This window comes from Serratia sp. szju (genome assembly GCF_044594185.1).
Classification (GTDB): Bacteria; Pseudomonadota; Gammaproteobacteria; order Enterobacterales; family Enterobacteriaceae; genus Serratia; species Serratia bockelmannii.
The window spans coordinates 3,554,579-3,574,721 of the sequence record NZ_CP172576.1; the positions used below are offsets into that span (position 1 = coordinate 3,554,579).

Here is a 20,143-nt window from a genome sequence, read left to right on the forward strand (position 1 = left end):
GGCCGTTATCTGGGGGTGACAATGATAAAACTGGAAGTTTGTTGCTTTAGCGTCGACTGTGCGCTGACGGCCGAACGGGCGGGCGCCGATCGCATCGAGTTGTGCGCCAGCCAGAGCGAAGGGGGATTGACGCCGAGCTATGGCACGCTGCGTCTGGCGCGCGAGCGGGTTGCGATCCCGGTGCATCCGATCGTTCGCCCTCGCGGTGGTGATTTTTGCTACGGCGCGGTGGATTTCGAGGTGATCAAGCAAGATATCCGCCACATCCGCGAGATGGGATTCCCCGGCGTAGTGGTAGGCATGTTGGACGAAGAAGGGCACATCGATCTGCCGCGCATGCGCGAAGTGATGAGGCTGTGCGAGGGGATGGCGGTGACGTTCCACCGCGCGTTCGACATGTGCCAGAATCCGATGGTGGCGCTGGAGCAACTGACTGAGCTGGGCGTGGCGCGCATTCTGACCTCCGGCCAACAGCAGAGCGCCGAACTTGGCCTGCCGTTGCTGCGTGATTTGCGTCAGGCCAGCCAGGGCCCGGTGATCATGGCGGGTGCCGGTGTGCGCCTCAGCAATCTGCACAAGTTCGTCGATATCGGCCTGCATGAACTGCACAGCTCTTCCGGCCATCTAGCGCCGTCGACCATGCGTTATCGCAAGGCGGGTGTCACCATGTGCTCCGATAACGAGTTTGACGAATTTAGCCATTATTGCGTGGATGGCGAAATGGTGGAGGCGATGAAAAACGCGCTGGCCTTGGTTGATCCCCTGGCGCAAAGCGCATAAACACGCAGCTAACCGTGTTTGATAACCGGTTTCCGGGCCGTAAGACCCCTTTGCGTGTCACCGAGCCCTCGGCGATCACGCAAGTACCAGGCCCCGGCGTTTTGCCGGGGCTTTTTTTATTTTGCGGATGATTAGTGCTGTGCATCGGGCGAGAAGTTGAAGACTTCGCCCGGAGTAATGCCGCAGTTTAAAACGCGCACCGCATTATTGCCACTTCCGGGATTGACCAGGATATCGTGGATAGTGCGATTGTTGTTCATGACAAAACGCGCGTAGTAGAGGTTGCCGATGCGTATCCAGGGAATAGCTTCATTGCTCTCGACAGTGTCGGTATAATTATCGTTGTACGAGCGGGCCCAAATGCCAGTCGAAGCTTGCGCGGTAGATTGATCGCCGATAGAGGATGCGATGGCCCAGAATGTTCTCAATCCCATGCTCCGATGAATACGTTGACCCAAACCTTTATAAGCCGGGTTGTCTCCATTGGCGGTCAGGATATTGCTATCCGCCGTCAGATTCCCGTCAATAAACCAGCCAACAGGCTGTTTGTCAGCACCGATGGCGATCATGTTGCTGTTCGTCAAACAATTTAGCGGAGCCGCATGTAGCTGATAGCTGCGTTGCGCAATGCTCAGTGTGCCTCTAAGAATGTTGTAACCCGCTTCATTGTTCAGACTGCCGTTCGTCCACATTGGCATGACGGTGTTGCTGAATGAAAGTTGATACCCGCCGTTCGCTTCGAAGCGAATGGCCTGAGGGGAGAGTGAACCCTTCGGTCCATTAGCGGTAGCGAAGTTAACATTGCTGATTTGCACTGGGGTGATATTTGATTGGCCAGTAGACTTTCTTAATACCAGGAACCCTCCAACGGTATCACCATAGTCATTAATATAAGAACCGTTGGCGATTTGAATATTGGCGGAGGAATCCGAGTCGATATCAATTCCGGTACCATTTCTGTCTGCCATGAAATTGCTCAGGCTAAGGCCGCCTAAATAGGAGGTTCCTTGTGTTGTAGTTTTGATAAAGATCTTTTTGCCATAAGAGAACACATTCACCATAAACGTATTGTCGTGGCGATCGAGATTGAAAGCACAAGAACCGGCTACGGCGATAGAGGCAGTCACCGCGTTTTCTGTCGGGCGCACGACGTTGGCATTGACGTGAACATTGGTAAATCTGTTGATGTCCCTGCTTTCATAAACCCTGTAGTCGCAGCGTACTGCCCAACCGTAGATATTCTCAAAGCTGTTGGCTTCTCCACGAGCTTCAACAAAATCATAGGCGCCTACATAACGGCAGTTGGCGACTGACAGAGCGCCGGTTGCGGTAATGGTGGCTCCGTATGGAACAAACGCCTCCGGCTGGGTGGCAGTATATTTCTGATCTGGATAGAGGAACGACCAACCATCAAAGACAACGTTCTTATCGCAGGCGAAACAAACCGTACCTGCCGGCTTTTTGATGATGAAAGCACTATCGTCAGCAAGGCCTGCCCGATTAGGGCCATTGTTTGTAAGACTTGCAGGGCCTTGAGCAATACCGCGGCGGGATCCTCTGACTGTGACGCCATTTGCGACGTTGATAGGTTGAGTGCTGGTCAGCAGATATTGAGCATTTTCCGAAGCATAGACCACTTTGTTTTTTAAACTCGCGGCATAGTTTAATGTCGCGCTGATTGCTGCGTCAGAGGCGGAAGTGCCACTAGGATCGGCACCGAAGTGATCGAAAGTCAGTTTCTGATCCAGTCGTTTCCAGCGCGCTCCTCCCGTTGTAACCACCACGGTACCGTTATTGTCCGCACTGGTTGTATCCGTTTTCGCATAATAGAATTCGCCGCCTCCGGTGAAGTGTCCAGCGGTGTGAGAAACTAAAAAGACAATCTGGTCATCTGTAACTGGCGTCAGATTACGCAATTCACTGATGTTATTAACACTAATCATATTGTTCATGAAATTTCTCCTGTTGGTTGGCAACACTATTCTCAATCAGGCTGGACGTTTCAAAAAGTCGATGAGGTTTGCTGGGTGCTGATACAGCGTGAAGTTCAGGTCGCGAAAAGTGGAGCATGGATTGGCCTGGTACCTTGTAAAGACGCAGCACCGTTTCAACGCTGTTATTCGGTCGGCGGCCCCATCTCTTCTTGCGCTCGCTATGCCCTGCTGATAAATTTGTGAGTTAAAATCCTTTAAATATCATGATATTAAATGATTTTTTGGTATTTATTTGCGTGGTGAATGTTTTGCGCTCTGCCGCTCATTATCGCGTCTGCATTTTATACCTGCTCACCGCCGGTTTTATGGCCGGAACATCACAGCATCAATTGAGGAGAGCCGTCGGCGCAGCCACAGAACACGCCGACGGCGGACTTTACAAGGAGATAACGATAATGACCCGAACGGCACACTGTTTGACCGCTGCACTTTTGCTGACGTTGGCCCTGACCGGCTGCCAGACCGCCAAGCGGCCTGTTTCTACATTAAGTAAGCCGCCCAGCGCGGAAGAAGTTGCCGAGCAAGACAAACGGCAGCGTGAAGCTGAGCGCATGCAGCAGTGCCAGCGCGAACTGGATGCCATGCGCGGTATGGATAACGAAAAATACCAAAAATTCAAACGCGAGTTCGATACTTTGATGGGCGGCGCGGCGCAGTATGCCGGGGTACGCCAGCGGGTCAACACGGGCACGCAGGAAACCGTTGACGCCCTGTATCGTTATCGCACCAGCCGTCTGTGCGCAGACATCAGTTCTGCCATGATGACCGGCCTGGCTGAGCGCGGAGAACGCGCCCAATGACTCTCCGTGCGAGAAAGGCGCTACTGAGCCTGATGATAGCGTTGGCGTTTGCGCCGGCGGTGGTCGCTGCGGATGACGACGTGCCGGCGTTATTGCAGTTTGCCGAGCGCTATCAGCGGCAAGATGCACCGGCAGCGGATACCGCAGTCACTCAATCCCAGGCCCCACAAAAGTCAGCATCCCGGCCGATTCAAACGCGTGAGACGGCGGCGCATAAGAAGCAGCTGGCGCAGTGGCAAAAGGCGCTGCGCGAGAAAGAGGCCCGATTGGAGCAACAGCAAGCGGTAATTCAATCACTGCAGCAGGAGCTGACCGCGTTGCGCGTCGCGTCCACCCTGACGGCTGCCGACAAACCGTCACCGGCGCCCGATCTGAGCGCGTTGAGCAACTTCGCCAGCGGCGTGCGGCAGGCGCTGAACCTGACGCCGCAGGAGCGTAAGGCTAAGGCGCAGATCGCCGAAACGCAAGCGGCGTTAGCGCGGCAAAAGCAACAAACCGCGGAGCGCGATCGGCGTATTGCCTTGCTGGAACAACGGCTGGCGGTGCTGCCTGGCCAGGCGGATAACGCCTGGCAGGAGAAATTGGCCGCGGTGCAGACCGCCCACGATAAAGCGCGCCAACGTTATGAGCAGGATAAAAAAGCGGCCGCCGCTGAGCTGGAACAGCAGAAGGCCGAGGCTGCCAGGCTGACGGGCGAACTGCAGCAGCAGCTGGCGAAACTGCAAAAAGAGCAGGAGAGTCAACGGCAGCAGGGGGGGCAGCAAGAGCAAAGCCTGAAGACGGCGCTGGCGCAGCAAAAGGCCGAAACCGCCAAGGCTGCGGGTGAACTTCAGCAGCAGCTGGCGCAGGTGCAAAAAGAGAGGGATATCGTACGCCAACAGGCCGAGCGGCAAGAAAAAAGCCTGAAGACGGCGCTGGCGCAGCAAAAGGCGGAAGCCGCCAAGGCTGCGGGTGAACTTCAACAGCAGCTGGCAACGCTGCAGGGAAAAAACAAAACGCAAACCGAGCAGGCTAAGGCGCTGGAACAGCGTCTGGCGGCGCTGACGACGGAAAACGCGCAGACAGTGCAGCTACGGAATAAAGCGGCGCAACAGGCGGATAAAACGGCGACGGAGCTGGCGGCCGCGCAACAGGCACAGCAAGCCTTGCGCGAGGAACTGGATGGGCTGAGATCGCGGGCTAAATGGCTGCCGGAGAGTCAGACGCTCAAGAAAAAGCCGGAGCAACAGAGCTACGCCGCCGGTGTCGCTTTGGGGCGCGATATTCAAACGATGCTGGCGGAACGTAAAAATTGGGGTATCACGCCCGACAAAACCGTGCTGCTGGCGGGCGTGATCGATACCTTCAGCGGCCATTACCAGTTGAGCGATGCGCAGTTGACCAGCGCACTGGCGGAGTCGGAAAAAGCGGTAAATGACGCCAGAAACCAGGCGGCGAAGACGCAGACCAGCAAGGGTGAGGCGTTCGTCGCCGAGTTTAAAAAGAAGAAGGGTACGCAGAAGTCGCCTGCCGGTTTCTGGTATCGCATCGATTATGCGGGTGATGAGGCCATTAAGGAAAACGCGCGGGTGGACATCGTGGTGAAAGAAAGTTTAACCGACGGTCGCGTGATTCAGGATATGGATCGCAGTGGGAAGGTGATGTCCCAGCCGCTCTCCGCCTATCCGCCGTTGTTCCGCGAGGCGATCGGCCACCTGAAAAATCACGGCTCGCTGACGATGGTGGTGCCGCCGGCGTTGGCGTACGGTGAAACCGGCTATGCGCCGCAGATCCCGCCGAACGCGACGATGGTCTATGAGCTGCGAATTGTCGATGTCAGTAACGGGTGAATTCGGGCCGGCGCAGGCCGGCCCGATTAGCGAGTACTAGGGTTTTTTGGCGGTCAGTACGGCGCGCAGGGGCGCCGGATAGCCTTCGACCGTTTTGCTGCGATCGTTCGGATCGAGGAATTCGGCCAGCGACTCGCTGGTCATCCAGTCGGTGCGGCGCTGCTCCTCGAGGCTAGTGACGCACATATCGGCGATCTTCACGTCGACGAAGCCACACTTCTCCAGCCAGCATTTCAGCGCTTCGGCGGAAGGGATGAAATACACGTTGCGCATCTGCGCATAACGATCGCCCGGCACCAGCACCTGGTGGCGATCGCCTTCCACCACCAACGTTTCCAGCACCAGTTCACCTTCAGCCACCAGCTGATTTTTCAGCTGATACAGATGATCAAGCGGCGAGCGGCGGTGATACAGCACCCCCATCGAGAACACGGTGTCGAACGCCGCCAAATCTGGCAACTGCTCGATGCCGAGCGGCAGCAGGTGGGCGCGCTGATCGCCGCCCAACAGCTTGCGCACCGCTTCGAACTGGCATAGGAACAGCTGCATGGGATCGATGCCTACGGCGAAGTGGGCACCGGCGCCGATCATGCGCCACAGGTGATAACCACTGCCGCAGCCAACGTCGAGAATGGTGCGGCCGGCCAGCGGAGAAATGTGCGGCAGCACGCGATCCCACTTCCAGTCGGAATGCCATTCGGTATCGATATCGATGCCATACAGCGAGAACGGCCCTTTACGCCACGGCATCAGGGTGCGCAGCATTTTCTCGATGCCTTCGAGCTGGCCCGGCGACAGGCCGGGCTCCATTTCGGCGCGCACGCCGTGCAGCAGATCGAGGCGGGTTGGGGTCAGCGTCGGCAAATGTTCTACCGAGTTGAACCACTGTTTGAATTTGCCGTGCAGCGATTCGCGTTGCCAGGCGCTGAGCTGCGCGGGCAGGGTATCCAACCAATGGCTGAGGGGACTCTTGGCAATATGCTGATAGAAATCACCGAACTCGATCATTGTGCCTCTCCCGCTTTCAGGGCGATCAGCGAACCGAAGTTGAAGCACTGGAACCACACTTCGGCATGCTCGAACCCGGCCTGTTGCAGTCGCGCTTTGTGCGCTTCTACCGAGTCGGTGAGCATCACATTTTCCAGCATGCTGCGTTTTTGGCTGATCTCCAGCTCGCTGTACCCGTTAGCGCGTTTGAAATCGTGATGCATGTTGAACAGCAGTTCGCCGACTTCGGCGTCTTCAAAGCTGAATTTCTCCGACAGCACCAGTGCGCCGCCTGGGCGCAGGCCGCGATAGATTTTCTCCAGCAGACGCAGGCGATCGGCCGGCTCGAGGAACTGCAGCGTAAAGTTCAGCACCACCATCGAGGCGTTTTCGATGTCGATGTCGCGAATGTCGGCTTCGATGACGTCGACCGGCGTGTCGGCGCGGAAGGCGTCGATATGGCGGCGGCAACGTTCCACCATCGCCGGCGAATTGTCGACGGCGATGATAGTGCAGCCGGGCACCTTGATATTCCGCCGCATCGACAGCGTCGCCGCGCCCAGCGAGCAGCCCAGGTCATACACCCGGCTGTCGGGTTGCACAAAGCGTTCGGCCAGCATGCCGATCATCGAGATGATGTTGGAATAGCCGGGAACGGAGCGTTGGATCATGTCGGGGAACACTTCGGCAACGCGTTCGTCGAAGGTCCAGTCGCCCAATTTGGCGATGGGGGCGGAGAAAAGGGTATCGCGGTTTGGCATAGCGGCAAATCAGTTCAGAATTCGAAGCTGCGTAGTCTAACAGAAAAGCGCAAAAAAGCGGAGCGGAAGCAGGCGGCGCGGCCGCCTGATGATAAAACGGGATCAATGCAGGCTGAAAATCAGATCCCAGGGCAGATAGAAGATATTTGCCAGAACCATCAACAACAAAGAGATATAGGTTGCGGCCATGCCTGAACGGCGCCAGCGAACCTCGCGGTTACGCAAACCGTAGTAATGCACCAGCCGCCCGGCCATCAGCATCAGGCCGCAGAGGTGAATCATCCAGATTTCCGCGCCGTTCATTTCCATAATCACCAGCAATACGGCAGCGATAGGAATGTATTCAACGGCGTTTCCATGCACGCGGATGGCGGTCTGCAACTCGTAAAAACCGCCGTCGCCGTAGGCTACGCGGTACTGCATCCTTAATCTGACTACGTCATAAGAGAGTTTGATCAACAACAATGCGCCGAGCACCACATAAAGCGCGCTTACCATTTTTAACTCCGTTCCCTAACCAAAACTGGCAGCCAGCATCATAGCCGTCATTGTATTTACTGTCGCGGGGAAATATTTGATGTTATTGGTCAGATTAATAGGTCAAAACAGTGCATCCTGTTCCGGCCAGTCCGGCGGCGCAGGCAAATCGGGGATTGTCAGGCGCAGCTGCTGCCAAATTTTTTGCGCCTGCTGGGGCGAATCGCCGTTGTCCGGCGTATGAATAAACAGATAAGGCTGGTGCTGTTGCTGCCACAGCGGCAGCTTTTGCTGCCAGGCTTCGAACCAGCGCAGGTTATCGGCCAGCTGGTCGCCGCCGATAAAGCGCACCAGCGGTTGGTCGGCGGTGACCAGGGCATGCACCGGCAGCTTCGGCTTTTTCTGCTGGGCATCGCGTACGGCGGCGGTGTTGGGGGCGGCGTGATGCACCGGGCGGCTGTCGAGGATCACCCGATTGATGCCGCGTTGGTGCAACCCCTGATTCAGCGCACGCTCTGCCTCGCCTTTGGCGAAAAACGCCGGATGACGCACTTCAACGCCGTAGGTGAATTCCTTCGGCAGACTTTCGAAAAACTGCCACATGCGCGGCAGCTCGTCGGGGCCGAAGGCGGCGGGCAACTGCAGCCACAATTGGCCGATGCGTTGATGCACCGGGGTCAGGCAGTGGTAAAACGCCTGCAGCTCGGCGGCGCAGTTGCGCAGGGCCGCCTTGTGGCTGATGTCCGACGGGAATTTGAAGCAGAAGCGAAAATCGTCGCCGGTCATGTCGCGCCAGCGTTGCACGATGTCCAGCTTCGGCAGCGCGTAGAAGGTGGTGTTGCCTTCCACGCAGTTGAAGTAGCGGCTGTAATCCGCCAAGTCACGCAGCCCGATACGATTCCAGGCTGAATGTTGCCACTGGGGCAGTCCGATGTAGATCACGGCGTCGTCTTCCTTTACTTATCCTTGGCTTATCAGGCTACAACTTAACGTTACCGGTCGAGCGCGGCAAGAATTTCGCCGGTGTCGCGCACTCGCGCCAACCGCGGGAAGATGTGTTCGAACGCGAAACGGTGCATTTCCGCGTTCTGTGCGCTGCAGACGTCCTCGGCGATCACCAGCTCATAGCCGTGTTCCCAGGCGGCGCGGGCGGTGGATTCCACGCCGATATTGGTGGAAATACCGCCCAGCACCACAGACTTGATGCCGCGGCGGCGCAGCTGCAAATCCAGATCGGTGCCGTAGAAGGCGCCCCATTGGCGCTTGGTGACCAGAATATCGCTGTCGCTGACCGCCAGCGGCGCGGGGAATTCCCACCAATTGGCCGGCAAGCCGCCGGCGGGCGCGGGAGCCGGCTTGTCCACAGGCTGTTTCAGCGCCTCGGCGAAAGTGTCGGACCAGCCGACGCGCACCAGCAGCACCGGCGAGCCCAGCAGACGAAAACGCGCGGCCAGCAAAGCGGCGTTCGCGACCACTTGGTCGGCGCTGTGCGGGCCACCGGCGTAGGGCAGAATGCCGTTTTGCAAATCGATCAGCACCAGAGCGGTGGTTTGGGCGTCAAGTTTCAGCATGGATTTCATCTCGTTGCGAAGTGAATAAAAACTGTTCGGCGCGCCAGGCGAGCAGCGCACGGCGCAAAACCGGGGGAGAATCAGGCTACGTGAAAAAACTGTCGCAGGTTAATGGGAAATTTGTTAACCGATGTGTTGATTCGAACAAAAACGCGCCATTTAGTGCGGTAACAATGCTGTGTTCGCACTTATCGGGCGGATGAATTTCCTTTATAATGACTCCCTTTTTTCAACACTCTTTAATCCAACGACCTATGCCGATTTATGAATATGCATGTGGTGCTTGCAACCATCGGTTAGAGAAATTGCAAAAATTTTCCGATGCGCCGCTGGCAGACTGCCCGGCGTGTGGGCAGCCCGCGTTGACCAAGTTGATTTCATCCTCCGGTTTCCAGCTTAAGGGTACCGGCTGGTATGCGACGGATTTTAAACCGGGTAACAAGTAGAATTTATCAGATAACAGCCGCGCGACAGGGGCGCAGTAGCCCGGCGCGGCATCGGCTGTGTAAAAGGATAGCGTATGCGTACTGAATATTGCGGACAGTTGAATCTGTCCCACGTGGGCCAGGAAGTCACTCTGTGTGGTTGGGTCAATCGTCGTCGCGATCTCGGCGGCCTGATCTTTATTGATATGCGCGACCGCGAAGGCATCGTGCAGGTGTTCTTCGATCCGGACGAGAAAGTGGCGTTCGACAAGGCCTACGACCTGCGCAATGAGTTCTGCATCCAGATCGTCGGCACCGTGCGTGCGCGTCCGGACAGCCAGATCAATAAAGATATGGCCACCGGCGAAGTGGAAGTGTTCGCCCACGCGCTGGAGATCATCAACCGCTCCGAGCCGCTGCCGCTGGACTCCAACCAGGTCAACAGTGAAGAAGCGCGCCTGAAATACCGCTACCTGGATCTGCGCCGCCCGGAAATGGCTGAGCGTCTGAAGACCCGCGCCAAAATCACCAGCTTCGTACGCCGCTTCATGGACAGCCATGGCTTCCTCGATATCGAAACGCCGATGCTGACCAAGGCGACGCCGGAAGGCGCCCGCGATTACCTGGTGCCAAGCCGCGTGCACAAGGGCAAATTCTACGCGCTGCCGCAGTCTCCGCAGCTGTTCAAACAGCTGCTGATGATGTCCGGCTTCGATCGTTACTATCAGATCGTCAAATGCTTCCGTGACGAAGACCTGCGTGCGGACCGTCAGCCTGAATTCACCCAGATCGACGTCGAAACCTCCTTCATGACCGCCGATCAGGTGCGTGAAGTGATGGAGAAACTGGCGCGCGAGCTGTGGCTGGATGTGAAGGGCGTGGATCTGGGCGATTTCCCGGTCATGACCTTCGCCGAAGCGATGCGTCGCTTTGGCTCCGACAAGCCGGACCTGCGTAACCCGCTGGAGCTGGTGGACGTGGCCGACCTGGTCAAAGACGTCGAGTTTAAAGTGTTCTCCGGCCCGGCTAACGACGCCAAAGGCCGCGTGGCGGCAATCCGCGTACCGGGCGGCGCACAGCTGACACGCAAGCAGATCGACGAGTACGGCGCTTTCGTCAACATCTACGGCGCGAAAGGCCTGGCCTGGCTGAAGGTCAACGACCGCGCCGCCGGCATGGAAGGCGTGCAGAGCCCGATCGCCAAATTCCTCAGCGCGGAAGTGCTGGAAGCTGTCCTGGCGCGCACCAACGCGCAGACCGGCGACATCCTGTTCTTCGGCGCAGACAGTTTCAAGATTGTCACCGACGCGATGGGCGCGCTGCGCCTGAAGCTGGGTCGCGATCTGGGGCTGACCCAACTCGACAGCTGGGCGCCGCTGTGGGTGGTCGACTTCCCGATGTTCGAAGAAGACGAAGAGGGCGGCCTGGCGGCGATGCACCACCCGTTCACCTCGCCGCGCGACATGAGCCCGGAAGAGCTGGCGGCAGCGCCGGTCAACGCTATCGCCAACGCCTATGACATGGTGATCAACGGTTACGAAGTGGGCGGCGGTTCGGTGCGTATTCACCGCAGCGAAATGCAGCAGACGGTATTCAGCATTCTGGGCATTAACGAACATGAACAGCGCGAGAAGTTCGGCTTCCTGCTGGACGCGCTGAAGTATGGTACGCCGCCGCACGCCGGCCTGGCCTTCGGCCTGGATCGTCTGGTGATGCTGCTGACCGGCACCGATAACATCCGCGACGTGATCGCCTTCCCGAAAACCACCGCGGCGGCCTGTCTGATGACCGACGCACCGAGCTTCGCCAACCCGGCGTCGCTGCAGGAGCTGGCGATCAGCGTGGTAAAGAAAGCCGGTGCGGAACAAGAGAGCGAGTGATGAGTTATAAGCGCCCTGAATCTATCCTGGTAGTGATTTACGCGAAATCCAGTGGTCGGGTGCTGATGTTACAGCGGCGCGACGATACCGAGTTCTGGCAGTCGGTCACCGGCAGCCTGGAACAGGATGAGTCACCGCCGCATGCCGCGCGGCGTGAAGTCATGGAAGAAGTCGGCATCGATATCGAAGCAGAGCACCTGCCGTTGTTCGATTGCCAACGCTGCGTGGAGTTTGAACTCTTTGTCCATTTGCGACATCGCTATGCGCCGGGAACCACGCGCAATAAAGAGCACTGGTTCTGTCTGGCGTTGCCCGAGGAGCGCGATCCGGTGATTACCGAGCACCACGCTTACCAATGGCTTGAGGCGGCCGAAGCCGTGAAGTTGACCAAGTCATGGAGCAATCAGCAGGCGATTGAAGAGTTCGTGATCAATTCAGTCTAGTAGTTTTTTTCGGAGATTTTTTATGGCAGGTCATAGTAAGTGGGCCAACACAAAGCACCGTAAAGCGGCGCAGGACGCCAAGCGCGGTAAAATTTTCACCAAGATTATTCGTGAGCTGGTCACTGCCGCGAAGCTGGGCGGCGGCGATCCGGATTCCAACCCGCGTCTGCGCGCGGCGATGGACAAGGCGCTGTCGAACAACATGACGCGCGACACCATGAACCGTGCGATCGCGCGCGGCGTGGGCGGCGATGATGATACCAATATGGAAACCATCATCTATGAAGGTTACGGCCCTGGCGGCACCGCCGTCATGATCGAATGCCTGAGTGACAACCGCAACCGCACCGTGGCGGAAGTGCGTCACGCTTTCACCAAGTGTGGCGGCAACCTCGGCACCGACGGTTCCGTAGCTTATCTGTTCACTAAGAAGGGCGTGATCACTTACGCACCGGGCCTGGATGAAGACAGCGTGATGGAAGCGGCGCTGGAAGCCGGTGCGGAAGACATCGTGACCTATGACGATGGCGCCATCGACGTGTTCACCGCCTGGGAAAGCCTGGGCGCGGTGAAAGACGCGCTGACCGCGGCGGGCTTCGAGGCCGAAGCGGCGGAAGTGTCGATGATCCCATCGACCAAGGCCGACATGGACGCGGAGACCGCGCCTAAGCTGTTGCGTCTGATCGATATGCTGGAAGACTGCGACGACGTGCAGGAAGTTTACCATAACGGTGAAATCTCCGACGAAGTGGCGGCGACGCTGTAATCCGGTAAAACGGGCGCCGCCGTTCGGCGGCGCCGTGCAAGCAAGGTGGATGTAGATATGGCGATCATACTCGGTATCGATCCCGGTTCACGCGTCACCGGCTATGGCCTTATCCGCCAGCAGGGGCGTCAGTTGAGCTATATCGCCAGCGGCTGCATCCGCACGGTGGTGGACGACATGCCGACGCGGCTGAAGCTGATTTACGCCGGCGTCAGTGAGATCATCACCCAGTTTCAGCCCGACTTCTTCGCCATCGAACAGGTGTTTATGGCTAAGAATCCGGATTCGGCGCTCAAGCTCGGCCAGGCACGCGGCGTCGCGATCGTGGCGGCGGTGAATCAGAATCTGGAAGTGTTCGAGTATGCGGCGCGGCAGGTCAAACAGACCGTGGTCGGCACCGGTGCGGCCGAAAAGGCGCAGGTACAGCACATGGTGCGCTCGCTGCTCAAACTCTCGGCCAACCCGCAGGCGGACGCCGCCGATGCTCTGGCTATCGCCATCACCCACTGCCACCTCAGCCAGAACGTGCTGCGGATGAGCGAAGGGCGGTTGAACCTGGCGCGCGGGCGTTTGCGCTGACGCAAAGCGATGATTGCTCAGGCTGGATATTCATCCAGCCTTTTTTATGTTATAAGCTTTACCAGCAACGGCATGGCAGGGCGCCATGCCCGGTCATTCTGCAGGAGGGTAAATGATAGGTCGTCTCAGAGGAAATATTCTGGAAAAGCAGCCGCCGCTGGTGTTACTGGAGGCGAACGGCGTGGGCTACGAGGTACACATGCCGATGACCTGCTTTTACGAGCTGCCTGAACTGGGGCAAGAGGCCATCGTGTTTACCCACTTCGTGGTGCGTGAAGACGCGCAGCTGCTGTACGGTTTCAACGACAAGCAGGAGCGTGCGCTGTTCCGCGAGCTGATCAAGGTCAATGGCGTCGGGCCGAAGCTGGCGCTGGCGATCCTGTCAGGCATGTCCGCGCAGCAGTTCGTCAGCGCGGTGGAGCGTGAAGAGATCACCGCACTGGTCAAGCTGCCGGGCGTGGGCAAAAAAACCGCCGAGCGCCTGGTGGTAGAGATGAAAGACCGCTTCAAAGGGCTTAACGGCGACCTGTTCAACAGCAGCAGCGAGATCAGCCTGCCGTCCGCCGCCGACAACGCGCCGGAAGCGGACGCGGAAGCCGAAGCCGTTTCGGCGCTGGTGGCGCTGGGCTACAAGCCACAGGAAGCGAGTCGCATGGTCAGCAAAATTGCCAAACCGGGCGCCGACTGCGAGACGCTGATCCGCGACGCGTTGCGCGCTGCTTTGTAAGGCCGCTAAGAGGTAGATAATGATTGAAGCCGATCGCCTGATCTCCGCCGAACCGATCAACGAGGAAGAAGTCCTCGATCGCGCCATTCGTCCCAAGCTGTTGACTGAATACGTGGGTCAGCCGCACGTACGCGAGCAGATGGAGATCTTCATCCAGGCGGCCAAGCAGCGCGGCGACGCGCTCGACCACCTGCTGATCTTTGGCCCGCCGGGGCTGGGGAAAACCACCCTGGCCAACATCGTGGCCAACGAAATGGGCGTGAATCTGCGCACCACTTCCGGCCCGGTGCTGGAGAAGGCGGGCGATCTGGCGGCGATGCTGACCAACCTCGAACCGCACGACGTGTTATTCATCGACGAAATCCACCGTTTGTCACCGGTGGTGGAAGAGGTGCTGTATCCGGCGATGGAAGACTATCAGCTGGATATCATGATCGGCGAAGGGCCGGCGGCGCGTTCGATTAAGCTCGATCTGCCGCCGTTTACCTTGGTGGGTGCAACCACCCGCGCCGGTTCGCTGACCTCGCCGCTGCGCGATCGCTTCGGCATTGTCCAGCGGCTGGAGTTTTATCAGGTGGCGGATCTGCAGCATATCGTCTCACGCAGCGCCGGGTGCCTGGGGTTGGAGCTGTCCGACGAGGGCGCCCATGAGGTGGCCCGCCGCGCGCGCGGTACGCCGCGTATCGCCAACCGCCTGCTGCGCCGGGTGCGTGACTTCGCCGAAGTGCGCGCCAACGGCGTGATCAGCGGCGCAGTGGCGGCGCAGGCACTCGATATGCTCAACGTCGATGCCGAAGGCTTCGACTATATGGATCGCAAGCTGCTGCTGGCGATTATCGACAAGTTTACCGGCGGCCCGGTCGGGTTGGACAACCTGGCGGCGGCGATCGGCGAAGAGCGTGAAACCATCGAAGATGTGATCGAACCGTTCCTGATCCAGCAGGGCTTTATCCAGCGCACGCCGCGCGGCCGTTTGGCGACGCAGCATGCCTACCGGCATTTCGGCCTCGAACGCGAAGAGTAAATTTTTAATCCGCCAATAAGAAAGGGCCGCAGATGCGGCCCTTGTCATATCCCGGCTTTAATCAAGCCTGCTGTTTTTTGAACAGGCTCAGCGTGAACAGCACGGCGGCGCTCAGCACCACCGAAGGGCCGGCCGGCGTATCGTAAAATGCCGAGAAGGTCAGGCCGCCGGTGACGGCCACCATGCCGAGCAGCACTGCGACGCCCGCCATCTGCTCCGGCGTGCGTGCGAAGCGCCGAGCGGTGGCTGCCGGAATGATCAGCAGTGAGGTGATGATCAGCGCGCCGACGAATTTCATCGCCAGACCGATGGTCAAGGCGGTGACCAGCATCAACACGGTGCGTGCGCGCACCAGATTAACGCCGTCGACGTGCGCCAGCTCTGGGCTGATGGTCATCGACAGCAGATCGCGCCACTGCCACCACAGCACCAACAGCACCACGGCGACGCCGCCGGCAATCATCACGATATCGCTCAGCGTAACCGACAGCAGATCGCCGAACAGGTAGGCCATCAGATCGACCCGCACGTTAGACATCAATGTCACCACCACCAGTCCCAGCGACAGGGCGCTATGCGCCAGAATGCCGAGCAGGGTATCCACTGAAAGCTGCGGGCGACGTTCCAGCCAAACCAGGGCCAGAGCCAGCAGCAGCGTAATGGCGATCACCGCATAGAAGGGGTTGATGTCGAGCAGCAGACCAAAGGCGACGCCGAGCAGCGAGGCGTGCGCCAGGGTATCACCAAAGTAGGACATGCGGCGCCAGACCACGAAGGAACCCAGCGGCCCGGCGGCGCTAGCCAGCAACACGCCGGCCAGCCAGCCGGGAAGTAACAGTTCAATCATGCTTCGCGGCTCCCGGTTTTCTTCAAGACAATTCTTCCCTGCAGATCGTGGCGGTGGTTGTGATGGTGGCGATACACCGCCAGCTGCTCTGCGCCGCGGTTGCCGAACATGGCGATGAATTCGGGATGCATCGAGACCACCTCCGGCGCGCCGGAGCAGCAGATGTGCTGATTGAGGCACAACACCTCGTCGGTTTTCGCCATCACCAGATGCAGATCGTGCGAGACCATCAGCACGGCGCACCCCAGCTCTTTACGCAGCTGATCGATCAGATCGTACAGCGCCAGCTGGCCGTTGACGTCCACCCCTTGCGTGGGTTCGTCCAGCACCAGCAGCTGCGGTTTATTCAGCAGCGCTCGCGCCAGCAGCACGCGCTGGTTTTCACCGCCGGAGAGCTTTTGCATCGGCTGGTCGAGCAGGTGGGCGGCGTGCACGCGTTTGAGCGCCGGCAGAATGTCGGCTTTCTTTACGCCAGGTTTAAGACGCATAAAGCGGCTGACGGTCAGTGGCAAGGTGGCGTCGAGGTGCAGCTTTTGCGGCACATAGCCGATGCGCAGATCGGGCTCACGCTCCAGCGTGCCGGCGGTCGGTTTGATCAATCCCAGCACCACGCGCACCAGCGTGGATTTGCCCGCGCCGTTCGGGCCAAGCAGCGTGAGAATACGGCCGGGTTGCAGGCTGAGGGAAATGTTCGACAGCACCTTGCGGCTGCCGAAGGCGACGGAGATATTTTTTAGCGTTATCAGTGTAGACATCTCGAGATTACAGGTTGCAGAACGAAGCGAATGTTATAATATCACGCCTTGTTGATGAAAACGATGGGATTACTGATGATGGCAAAGAAAAATAAATGGCTGCAGCGTACGCTGTTGGCCAGCGCATTGTTGATGGCCGGCCCGCTGAGCAGCGCTTCCGCGGCGGTGGTGACCACGATTCGTCCGCTGGGCTTTATCGCTTCGGCGATCGCCGACGGCGTGACGCCGACCGAGGTGTTGCTGCCGGACGGCGCTTCACCGCACGATTTTGCGCTGCGTCCTTCCGATATCCAGCGTTTGCGCTCTGCGGACCTGGTGCTATGGGTTGGGCCGGACATGGAAGCGTTCCTGAACAAGGCGCTGGTGCCTATCTCGGCAACCCGAAAGCTGGCTGTCAGCGAACTGCCGGCGGTGAAGCCGTTGCTGATGAAAGGCGAAGATGACGACGATCATGATCATGCAGGCGAAGCGCATAACCATGCCGATGACGATCATGGGCATCATCACGGCGAGTACAATATGCACGTTTGGCTGTCGCCGGAGATAGCAAAAGTGACCGCGATCGCGATTCACGACAGATTGTTGGAACTTATGCCGCAAAATAAGGACAAATTAGACGCAAACCTGCGCCAGTTCGAGAATCTGCTGACGCAAACTGACAAAAATGTTGGTAACATGCTTACGCCTGTGCAAGGTAAGGGTTATTTTGTTTTTCATGATGCTTACGGCTACTTTGAGAAACACTACGGTTTGAGTCCGCTGGGCCATTTCACCGTCAATCCCGAAATTCAGCCTGGAGCACAGCGCCTACACCAAATTCGAACACAGTTGGTTGAGCAGAAAGCGGTATGCGTTTTTGCTGAGCCACAATTCAGGCCGGCCGTAATCAATGCCGTCGCCAAGGGTACCAAAGTGCGTTCCGGAACGCTGGACCCGCTGGGCATCGGCATCGCGCTGGGGAAGGACAGCTACGGGAAATTCCTGACTCAGCTGTCAAACCAGTACGTGAGCTGCCTGAAGTAAAGCTTATGAGGATAATATCGAGTGCAGCAGATAGTCCGAACTATCGCTCTGGCGTATAACAACCTGCCACGGCCCCATCGCGTCATGCTGGGGTCGCTGACAGTCGTCACATTGGCCGTCGCTGTTTGGCGGCCTTTTGTTTACCACCCAGAACACAACCCCATCGCCAAGAGCGTCGAGTTAGAATCCAGCCAGATGCGGTCATTGCTCCCTGAAGCCAGTGAACCGATAGATGTCGACCAACCCACCCCCGATGACGAAATCCCGCAGGATGAGCTGGATCAAAAAGATGCCGGCGATGATGGCGTGCATGAATATGTGGTTTCCACCGGCGATACCCTCGGCAGCATTCTGACGCAGTACGGCATCGATATGTCGGATGTCACGCTGCTGGCTTCGCAAAACCGCGATCTGCGCAACCTTAAGATCGGCCAACAGCTGTCGTGGACTGTGAATGATGCGGGCGATTTGCAGCAGTTGACCTGGGAAGTTTCCCGCCGCGAAACCCGCACCTACGATCGCGTCGGCAACAGCTTCAAAGAGTCGAAAGAGGCGCAGCAGGGCGAATGGCGCAACAACGTGATCAGCGGCCGGGTTAACGGCAGCTTCGTCAGCAGCGCCGGCGACGCCGGGCTGAGCCGTAACGAAATCAACTCGGTGATCAAAGCCCTGCAGTGGCAGCTCGATTTCCGCAAGCTGCGCAAAGGCGACCAGTTCTCCGTGCTGATGTCGCGCGAGCATTTCGACGGTAAGAAATCGCAAAGCCAGCTGTTGGGCGTGCGTCTGCGCACCGGCGGCAAAGATTACTATGCGATCCGCGCCGAAGACGGCAAATTCTACGATCGCCAAGGCTCTGGCCTGGCGCGCGGCTTCATGCGTTTCCCGACCATGAAACAGTTCCGCATCTCCTCCAACTTCAACCCGCGCCGCGTGAACCCGGTGACTGGCCGCGTGGCGCCGCACAAGGGCGTCGATTTCGCCATGCCGGTCGGCACGCCGGTGCTGGCGGTCGGCGACGGTGAGGTGGTGATCGCCAAACGCAGCGGCGCAGCGGGCAACTATGTGGCGATCCGCCACGGTCGTCAGTACACCACGCGCTATATGCACCTGAAAAAACTGCTGGTGAAACCAGGCCAGAAGGTGAAACGCGGCGATCGCATTGCGCTCTCCGGCAACACCGGCCGTTCCACCGGGCCACACCTGCACTTTGAACTGTGGACCGGCCAACAGGCGGTGAACCCGCTGACGGCCAAACTGCCGCGTTCCGAAGGGCTGGGCGGCAAAGACCGCAGCGATTATCTGGCACAGGTGAAGGAAGTGGTTCCTCAGCTGCAGTTGGATTAACGTCCCCCTTTTTTCCGGCGCTCCGGCGCCGTTAATTTCATCGGCCTGATTGCGGGCCGATGCTGTTTTATCTGGGTGGTTCGCGGTTGTTAATTGCAAAATCGGTGATGGCAATTATGATTAGCCGAATCGCTAAGCGAAGAGCACGTGCATGCAAAACGAGAAGAAATCGAACGTAGAGTTCATCCCGCAGTTTCAAAAAGCCTTTTTATATCCGCGCTACTGGGGCGTGTGGTTGGGAACCGGTCTGATGGCCGGCATTTCGCTGGTGCCTGCGCGCCTGCGCGATCCGGTGCTGGGTGCGGTCGGCAAACTGGCCGGCAAGCTGGCGAAGGGCGCGCGCCGTCGTGCCCGCATCAACCTGCTGTATTGCTTGCCTGAGCTGCCTGAAAGCGAACGCGAGCACATTATCGACCAGATGTTCGCCTGCGCGCCGCAGTCGATGGTGCTGATGGCGGAACTGGCCTGCACCAAGCCCGAAAAAGTGCTAAAGCGCGTGCGTTGGCACGGTGAAGAGGTGCTGGACAAGATCCGGGCGGAAGGGCGTAACGTGATTTTCCTGGTGCCTCACGGCTGGGCGGTGGATGTGCCAGCGATGCTGATGGCTGCGCGCGGCCAACCGATGGCGGCGATGTTCCACAACCAGCGCAATCAGCTGATCGACTACCTGTGGAATGCCGTGCGTCGTAAATTCGGCGGCCGCATGCACGCGCGCAACGACGGCATCAAACCGTTTATCAGTTCGGTACGGCAGGGGTACTGGGGCTACTACCTGCCCGATCAGGATCACGGCGCCGAGCACAGTGAGTTCGTCGATTTCTTCGCGACCTATAAGGCGACGCTGCCGGCGGTAGGCCGGTTGATGAAAGTGTGTCGTGCGGCGATCGTGCCTTTGTTCCCGGTGTACGATGGCAAAACCAGCATGCTGGATATTTATATTCGCGAGCCCATGGACGATCTGGCCGAAGCCGATGACCCACGGATTGCGCGCCGCATGAATGAAGAAGTGGAAAACCTGGTGGGCCCGAACCCTGAGCAGTACACCTGGATCCTAAAACTGTTGAAGACGCGCAAGGAAGGGGAGATTGAGCCTTACTCGCGCGACGATCTGTATCGCTAATCCTTCCTAAC

General features: G+C 58.4%; 21 protein-coding genes. 13 read left to right on the forward strand and 8 right to left on the reverse strand.

Annotated features, from left to right (window positions below; genetic code table 11):
* Positions 1-21 precede the first annotated feature (21 nt).
* Entirely contained in the window at positions 22-780 is a 759-nt protein-coding gene (gene cutC, locus RE418_RS16820) for a copper homeostasis protein CutC (RefSeq protein WP_043143046.1), read from the forward strand.
* A gap of 131 nt (positions 781-911) precedes the next feature.
* Here cutC and RE418_RS16825 read toward each other — a convergent pair whose 3' ends face one another.
* Complete coding sequence (locus RE418_RS16825) at positions 912-2,732, reverse strand: hypothetical protein (RefSeq protein WP_060447816.1); 1,821 nt, start codon at positions 2,730-2,732, stop codon at positions 912-914.
* Between the two features lie 437 nt (positions 2,733-3,169).
* On the opposite strand from RE418_RS16825, the gene RE418_RS16830 reads away from it, so the two are divergent.
* A complete protein-coding gene (locus RE418_RS16830) occupies positions 3,170-3,574 on the forward strand; it encodes a hypothetical protein (protein WP_025303133.1) in 405 nt (134 codons plus the stop codon).
* Positions 3,571-5,403, forward strand: a complete 1,833-nt coding sequence (locus RE418_RS16835; protein WP_399675312.1) for an FKBP-type peptidyl-prolyl cis-trans isomerase N-terminal domain-containing protein — start codon at positions 3,571-3,573, stop codon at positions 5,401-5,403. Before RE418_RS16830 ends, RE418_RS16835 begins: the two co-directional genes overlap by 4 nt.
* A gap of 36 nt (positions 5,404-5,439) precedes the next feature.
* Here the strand turns inward: RE418_RS16835 and cmoB are convergent, their stop codons facing one another.
* The 5 genes from cmoB to RE418_RS16860 form a co-directional block, all read right to left on the reverse strand.
* On the reverse strand, positions 5,440-6,411 hold the full coding sequence (gene cmoB / locus RE418_RS16840) for a tRNA 5-methoxyuridine(34)/uridine 5-oxyacetic acid(34) synthase CmoB (protein ID WP_025303131.1): 972 nt from the start codon (positions 6,409-6,411) through the stop codon (positions 5,440-5,442).
* On the reverse strand, positions 6,408-7,151 hold the full coding sequence (cmoA, locus tag RE418_RS16845) for a carboxy-S-adenosyl-L-methionine synthase CmoA (protein WP_089180997.1): 744 nt from the start codon (positions 7,149-7,151) through the stop codon (positions 6,408-6,410). Before cmoA ends, cmoB begins: the two co-directional genes overlap by 4 nt.
* 102 nt (positions 7,152-7,253) lie before the next feature.
* Complete coding sequence (locus RE418_RS16850) at positions 7,254-7,649, reverse strand: MAPEG family protein (RefSeq protein ID WP_004932387.1); 396 nt, start codon at positions 7,647-7,649, stop codon at positions 7,254-7,256.
* A gap of 102 nt (positions 7,650-7,751) precedes the next feature.
* Positions 7,752-8,567: a DUF72 domain-containing protein gene (locus tag RE418_RS16855; RefSeq protein WP_089181681.1), complete on the reverse strand. Its 816-nt coding sequence runs from the start codon at positions 8,565-8,567 to the stop codon at positions 7,752-7,754.
* A gap of 53 nt (positions 8,568-8,620) precedes the next feature.
* Positions 8,621-9,199, reverse strand: coding sequence for a hydrolase (locus tag RE418_RS16860; protein ID WP_089181680.1), 579 nt, complete (start codon positions 9,197-9,199; stop codon positions 8,621-8,623).
* A gap of 254 nt (positions 9,200-9,453) precedes the next feature.
* Between RE418_RS16860 and RE418_RS16865 the strand changes: the two genes are divergently transcribed.
* The 7 genes from RE418_RS16865 to ruvB all read left to right on the forward strand — a co-directional run bounded on the left by RE418_RS16865 (position 9,454) and on the right by ruvB (position 15,043).
* Positions 9,454-9,645, forward strand: coding sequence for an FmdB family zinc ribbon protein (locus RE418_RS16865; RefSeq protein WP_033632845.1), 192 nt, complete (start codon positions 9,454-9,456; stop codon positions 9,643-9,645).
* Positions 9,646-9,719: 74 nt separating this feature from the next.
* Positions 9,720-11,504, forward strand: a complete 1,785-nt coding sequence (gene aspS, locus RE418_RS16870; protein WP_025303127.1) for an aspartate--tRNA ligase — start codon at positions 9,720-9,722, stop codon at positions 11,502-11,504.
* Positions 11,504-11,947 carry a dihydroneopterin triphosphate diphosphatase gene (gene nudB, locus RE418_RS16875; protein WP_399675315.1) on the forward strand — a complete coding sequence of 148 codons (444 nt, stop codon included), beginning with the start codon at positions 11,504-11,506 and terminating at the stop codon, positions 11,945-11,947. Before aspS ends, nudB begins: the two co-directional genes overlap by 1 nt.
* 22 nt (positions 11,948-11,969) lie before the next feature.
* The gene (locus RE418_RS16880; protein ID WP_004932370.1) at positions 11,970-12,713 is read left to right on the forward strand and encodes a YebC/PmpR family DNA-binding transcriptional regulator; all 744 of its coding nucleotides are present in this window, start codon (positions 11,970-11,972) and stop codon (positions 12,711-12,713) included.
* 57 nt (positions 12,714-12,770) lie between these two features.
* Positions 12,771-13,292 carry a crossover junction endodeoxyribonuclease RuvC gene (ruvC, locus tag RE418_RS16885; protein ID WP_004932367.1) on the forward strand — a complete coding sequence of 174 codons (522 nt, stop codon included), beginning with the start codon at positions 12,771-12,773 and terminating at the stop codon, positions 13,290-13,292.
* Positions 13,293-13,404: 112 nt separating this feature from the next.
* On the forward strand, positions 13,405-14,019 hold the full coding sequence (ruvA, locus tag RE418_RS16890; protein WP_025303126.1) for a Holliday junction branch migration protein RuvA: 615 nt from the start codon (positions 13,405-13,407) through the stop codon (positions 14,017-14,019).
* 19 nt (positions 14,020-14,038) lie between these two features.
* Entirely contained in the window at positions 14,039-15,043 is a 1,005-nt protein-coding gene (ruvB, locus tag RE418_RS16895) for a Holliday junction branch migration DNA helicase RuvB (protein WP_049209179.1), read from the forward strand.
* Positions 15,044-15,104: 61 nt separating this feature from the next.
* On the opposite strand, the gene znuB is transcribed toward ruvB, so the two are convergent.
* Both znuB and znuC read right to left on the reverse strand, forming a co-directional pair.
* Complete coding sequence (gene znuB / locus RE418_RS16900; protein ID WP_089180996.1) at positions 15,105-15,890, reverse strand: zinc ABC transporter permease subunit ZnuB; 786 nt, start codon at positions 15,888-15,890, stop codon at positions 15,105-15,107.
* Positions 15,887-16,645, reverse strand: a complete 759-nt coding sequence (gene znuC, locus RE418_RS16905; protein ID WP_089180995.1) for a zinc ABC transporter ATP-binding protein ZnuC — start codon at positions 16,643-16,645, stop codon at positions 15,887-15,889. The genes znuB and znuC overlap by 4 nt, the downstream gene beginning before the upstream one ends.
* A gap of 78 nt (positions 16,646-16,723) precedes the next feature.
* Here znuC and znuA point away from each other — a divergent pair, with 78 nt between their 5' ends.
* The 3 genes from znuA (at position 16,724) to lpxM (ending at position 20,132) form a co-directional block, all read left to right on the forward strand.
* Positions 16,724-17,668 (forward strand): zinc ABC transporter substrate-binding protein ZnuA, encoded by a 945-nt coding sequence (znuA, locus tag RE418_RS16910; RefSeq protein WP_025303123.1) that lies wholly within the window; start codon positions 16,724-16,726, stop codon positions 17,666-17,668.
* Positions 17,669-17,689: 21 nt separating this feature from the next.
* Positions 17,690-19,012 (forward strand): murein DD-endopeptidase MepM, encoded by a 1,323-nt coding sequence (mepM, locus tag RE418_RS16915; RefSeq protein ID WP_004932347.1) that lies wholly within the window; start codon positions 17,690-17,692, stop codon positions 19,010-19,012.
* 151 nt (positions 19,013-19,163) lie between these two features.
* On the forward strand, positions 19,164-20,132 hold the full coding sequence (gene lpxM / locus RE418_RS16920; protein WP_015378127.1) for a lauroyl-Kdo(2)-lipid IV(A) myristoyltransferase: 969 nt from the start codon (positions 19,164-19,166) through the stop codon (positions 20,130-20,132).
* Positions 20,133-20,143: the final 11 nt, after the last annotated feature.

What these genes read in the sequence shown, in the direction of transcription:
- cutC (WP_043143046.1), top strand. Translation starts at nt 22, where the DNA reads ATGATAAAACTGGAAGTTTGTTGCTTTAGCGTCGACTGTGCGCTGACG.
- RE418_RS16825 (WP_060447816.1), bottom strand. Translation starts at nt 2,732, where the DNA reads ATGAACAATATGATTAGTGTTAATAACATCAGTGAATTGCGTAATCTG.
- RE418_RS16830 (WP_025303133.1), top strand. Translation starts at nt 3,170, where the DNA reads ATGACCCGAACGGCACACTGTTTGACCGCTGCACTTTTGCTGACGTTG.
- RE418_RS16835 (WP_399675312.1), top strand. Translation starts at nt 3,571, where the DNA reads ATGACTCTCCGTGCGAGAAAGGCGCTACTGAGCCTGATGATAGCGTTG.
- cmoB (WP_025303131.1), bottom strand. Translation starts at nt 6,411, where the DNA reads ATGATCGAGTTCGGTGATTTCTATCAGCATATTGCCAAGAGTCCCCTC.
- cmoA (WP_089180997.1), bottom strand. Translation starts at nt 7,151, where the DNA reads ATGCCAAACCGCGATACCCTTTTCTCCGCCCCCATCGCCAAATTGGGC.
- RE418_RS16850 (WP_004932387.1), bottom strand. Translation starts at nt 7,649, where the DNA reads ATGGTAAGCGCGCTTTATGTGGTGCTCGGCGCATTGTTGTTGATCAAA.
- RE418_RS16860 (WP_089181680.1), bottom strand. Translation starts at nt 9,199, where the DNA reads ATGCTGAAACTTGACGCCCAAACCACCGCTCTGGTGCTGATCGATTTG.
- RE418_RS16865 (WP_033632845.1), top strand. Translation starts at nt 9,454, where the DNA reads ATGCCGATTTATGAATATGCATGTGGTGCTTGCAACCATCGGTTAGAG.
- aspS (WP_025303127.1), top strand. Translation starts at nt 9,720, where the DNA reads ATGCGTACTGAATATTGCGGACAGTTGAATCTGTCCCACGTGGGCCAG.
- nudB (WP_399675315.1), top strand. Translation starts at nt 11,504, where the DNA reads ATGAGTTATAAGCGCCCTGAATCTATCCTGGTAGTGATTTACGCGAAA.
- RE418_RS16880 (WP_004932370.1), top strand. Translation starts at nt 11,970, where the DNA reads ATGGCAGGTCATAGTAAGTGGGCCAACACAAAGCACCGTAAAGCGGCG.
- ruvC (WP_004932367.1), top strand. Translation starts at nt 12,771, where the DNA reads ATGGCGATCATACTCGGTATCGATCCCGGTTCACGCGTCACCGGCTAT.
- ruvA (WP_025303126.1), top strand. Translation starts at nt 13,405, where the DNA reads ATGATAGGTCGTCTCAGAGGAAATATTCTGGAAAAGCAGCCGCCGCTG.
- ruvB (WP_049209179.1), top strand. Translation starts at nt 14,039, where the DNA reads ATGATTGAAGCCGATCGCCTGATCTCCGCCGAACCGATCAACGAGGAA.
- znuB (WP_089180996.1), bottom strand. Translation starts at nt 15,890, where the DNA reads ATGATTGAACTGTTACTTCCCGGCTGGCTGGCCGGCGTGTTGCTGGCT.
- znuC (WP_089180995.1), bottom strand. Translation starts at nt 16,645, where the DNA reads ATGTCTACACTGATAACGCTAAAAAATATCTCCGTCGCCTTCGGCAGC.
- znuA (WP_025303123.1), top strand. Translation starts at nt 16,724, where the DNA reads ATGGCAAAGAAAAATAAATGGCTGCAGCGTACGCTGTTGGCCAGCGCA.
- lpxM (WP_015378127.1), top strand. Translation starts at nt 19,164, where the DNA reads ATGCAAAACGAGAAGAAATCGAACGTAGAGTTCATCCCGCAGTTTCAA.